This window comes from Streptomyces sp. RPT161 (genome assembly GCF_027533845.1).
GTDB classification, from domain to species: Bacteria; Actinomycetota; Actinomycetes; order Streptomycetales; family Streptomycetaceae; genus Streptantibioticus_A; species Streptantibioticus_A silvisoli_A.
In genome coordinates this window covers 1-1,472 of sequence record NZ_JAPZVN010000071.1, presented here as the reverse complement: position 1 = coordinate 1,472, position 1,472 = coordinate 1, and the positions used below count along the sequence as shown (strand labels likewise).

The 1,472-nt window shown below is 68.4% G+C and carries 2 protein-coding genes; both read right to left on the bottom strand.

Annotation, left to right across the window (positions count from 1 at the left end; translation table 11 throughout):
* Positions 1 to 888: beta-ketoacyl synthase N-terminal-like domain-containing protein (locus O5O46_RS34925; RefSeq protein WP_269859710.1), on the bottom strand; the 888-nt coding region annotated here is incomplete at its 3' end.
* A gap of 45 nt (positions 889 to 933) precedes the next feature.
* Positions 934 to 1,472, bottom strand: a 539-nt coding sequence (locus O5O46_RS34920) for a phosphopantetheine-binding protein (protein WP_269859709.1), incomplete at its 5' end; no start/stop codon positions are given.

Genomic DNA, 1,472 nt, shown 5'->3' with positions numbered 1-1,472 from the left:
ACCGCGCACGACCGCAAGCACCGGATGCCCGTTCTTCCGCGCGTCCGACAGCCGCTCAACTAGCAGCATGCCAACGCCCTCGCCCCAGCCCGTACCGTCGGCCGCGGCGGCAAAGGACTTGCAGCGGCCGTCGAACGACAGGCCACGCTGGCGGCTGAACTCGGTGAACGTACCGGGAGTGGGCATCACGGTGACACCACCCGCCAACGCCAGCGAGCACTCGCCGTTGCGCAGCGCCTGTACCGCGAGATGCAGGGTGACCAGCGAGGACGAGCACGCGGTGTCGACCGTGACCGCCGGACCCTCAAGACCGAACGTGTACGACACCCGGCCGGACGCGATGCTGCTGGATCCTCCGGTGCCCAGGTAGCCCTCGACGCCCTCGGGGACGGCGCGCAGGCGCGAGGTGTAGTCGTGGTACATCACGCCCGCGAAGACACCGGTACGGCTGCCGCGCACCGAGGCCGGGTCGATCCCGGCCCGCTCGAACACCTCCCAGGTGGTCTCCAGCAGCAGCCGCTGCTGGGGGTCCATCGCCAGTGCCTCGCGCGGGCTGATGCCGAAGAAGGCCGGGTCGAACTGGTTGGCCTCGTGGAGGAATCCGCCCTCGCTGACGTAGCTGGTGCCCTGCTGGTCGGGGTCGTCGTCAAAGAGCCGCTCGATGTCCCAGCCGCGGTCGGTGGGGAAGCCGGAGACGGCGTCCCCACCCTCGGCGACCAGCCGCCACAGATCCTCGGGCGACTGGACTCCGCCCGGGTAGCGGCAGCTCATCCCGACGATCGCGATCGGCTCCTGCTCGCCCGACTCGACTTCCTGCAAGCGGCGCCGCGTCTCATGGAGATCGGCCGTCACCCGCTTGAGAAAGTAGCGGAGCTTTTCCTCGTTCATACGTGCATCCCTCTCGCGGAAGCCAGAAAGGCAGAGCCGTTCACGTCAGGAAATCCCGAACTCTTTGCCGATGAAGTCGAAGAGGTCGTCGTCCGTCGCCGTCTCCAGTTCCTCGGCGACATCGACCTCGTCGGCCTCCGGCCCCCGGGCCTCGCTCAACTTGGCCAGCATGGCCTGTAGGCGGGCGGTGATCCGGGTCCGACCGTCATCGTCGGGCAGCGCCACCGCGAGAGAGGCTTCCAACTTGTCCAACTCTGCGAGCAGCGGTGTCACCGCTGCCAGACCGTCCTGGAGAATCTCTTCCCGCAGGAACTGAACCAGTGCCGTGGGTGTCGGGTAGTCGAAGATCAGCGTGGCCGGTAGCCGGACCCCGGTTGCCGCGTTCAGTCGGTTGCGGAGTTCAACGGCGGTCAGCGAGTCGAAGCCGACCTCGCTGAACGACCGTGCCGGGTCCACGACTTCGGGTCCCGCGTAGCCGAGCACGGCCGCGACGTGCGTGCAGACCAGCTCCAGGAGTACGGTCTCCTGTTCGGCGGCCGACAGCCCGGCCAGCCGTGCCAGTAGCGCGGACTCGCCTCCGGCCG